Annotated in this window: 2 protein-coding genes; one reads left to right on the top strand and one right to left on the bottom strand. The window is 61.5% G+C overall.

Going from position 1 to position 1590, the window contains the following annotated elements; translation table 11 throughout:
* A partial coding sequence (locus AB4Z11_RS31180; protein ID WP_442029979.1) for an ABC transporter permease occupies positions 1–784 on the top strand: 784 nt, incomplete at its 5' end.
* 47 nt (positions 785–831) lie between these two features.
* On the opposite strand, the gene AB4Z11_RS31175 is transcribed toward AB4Z11_RS31180, so the two are convergent.
* Positions 832–1590: vitamin B12 dependent-methionine synthase activation domain-containing protein (locus tag AB4Z11_RS31175; RefSeq protein ID WP_442029978.1), on the bottom strand; the 759-nt coding region annotated here is incomplete at its 5' end.

The following is a 1590-nucleotide window of genomic DNA, read 5'->3' as shown; positions in this document are numbered from 1 at the left end:
GAGTATCAGGAAGCTGGAGCAGAATGACTCCGACGCATCCTTGCGCGACTTCCTCGGCAGCTTGAAGAAATTCCAGGCAGCCGAGGATGCGAAGGCGGACACGCCGGCGGGAGAATCGAAAGCGGGCAAGGGCGGCCTGTCCATGCCTTTCGATACCAGGGACAATGCGCTCAGCTCCGGTCCCAAGTACAACGGCTACGCCCACTCATTTGCTGGCATGGGCGTGCAGTTCATCCTGTTCATGGGCGTGGACATGGGCATCGGCATCCTGCTGGCGCGCCGTATGGGCATCTGGAACCGCTTGCTGGCGGCGCCGCTGACCATGACGGAAGTGCTGATGTCGCGCGCGCTGTCCGCAGCGATCATTGCGCTGGGCCTGGTGCTTGCGATCTTTGCTTGCGGCGTGATCATCTTCCACGTGCAGATTTCGAATCCGGTCGGCTTCGTGATGGTGGCGCTGAGCTTTGCGCTGATGACCGCCAGCTTCGGCCTGCTGATCGCAGCCTTCGGCAAAACCCCGGAAGCCGCGCGCGGCATGGCGGTGTTTGCGACGCTGATCCTGGTGATGCTGGGTGGTGCGTGGGTGCCGTCGTTCATCTTCCCGGAGTGGATGCAGAAATTGACGGTGGTGGTGCCGACGCGCTGGGCGGTCGATGGCCTGGATGCGATGACCTGGCGCGGCCTGGGCATGGATGCAGCCTTCGCCAGCAGCGGCGTGCAGCTTGGTTTCGCTGCGGCCTTTATTCTGCTGGCGATCTGGCGGTTCCGTTCGCAGCAGGCTTAAACCCTAAACCCAGGGTCAGACCCTTGGGTCTGACCCGCAGTTAGGGCTTACAGGTTTGGTGCCAGCCAGCGTTCCAGCTGCTCGCGCGGCACGTTACGGCGTGCCGCCATATCGTTCAGCTGATCCTCGGTGATCTTGCCGACCGTGAAATACTTCGACTCGGGGTGCGCGAAGTAAAAGCCCGAAACGGCCGCACCCGGGAACATCGCAAACGACTCGGTCAGTTCCATGCCGATCTCCTCGGCATTCAGCACACGGAACACATCCGCCTTCACGGTATGCTCAGGGCAGGCCGGATAGCCTGGCGCCGGGCGAATGCCCTTGTACTCTTCCTTGATCAGCGCCTCATTCGACAGCGTCTCATCCGCCGCGTAGCCCCACAGGTCTTTACGCACACGCTCGTGCATGTATTCCGCGAAGGCTTCGGCCAGACGGTCCGCCAGCGACTTCAGCATGATGGACGAGTAATCGTCGTGCGCATCCTCGAAGCGCTTCTCATACTTCTCGATACCCAGGCCCGTCGTCACCGCGAACATGCCGATGTAATCCTGCTTGCCGGACGACTTCGGCGCGATGAAGTCCGCCAGGCACTGATTCGGTCGCTGCACGCCATCGATCACCGGCTTCAAGCCCTGCTGGCGCAGGCCGTAGTAAGTGAAGGCCACTTCCGAGCGCGTATCGTCGGTGTACACCTCGATATCGTCATCGTTGACCGTGTTGGCCGGCAGCAGGCCAATCACGCCGTTGGCAGTCAGCCAGCGGCCATCGATGATTTTCTTCAGCAGCGCCTGGCCTTCTTCGAATAC

The sequence above is a fragment of the Pseudoduganella sp. RAF53_2 genome, assembly GCF_052113985.1.
Lineage (GTDB): Bacteria > Pseudomonadota > Gammaproteobacteria > Burkholderiales > Burkholderiaceae_D > Rugamonas.
The sequence above is the reverse complement of the archived record's forward strand: the minus strand, read 5'-3'. Positions and strand labels throughout refer to the sequence as shown.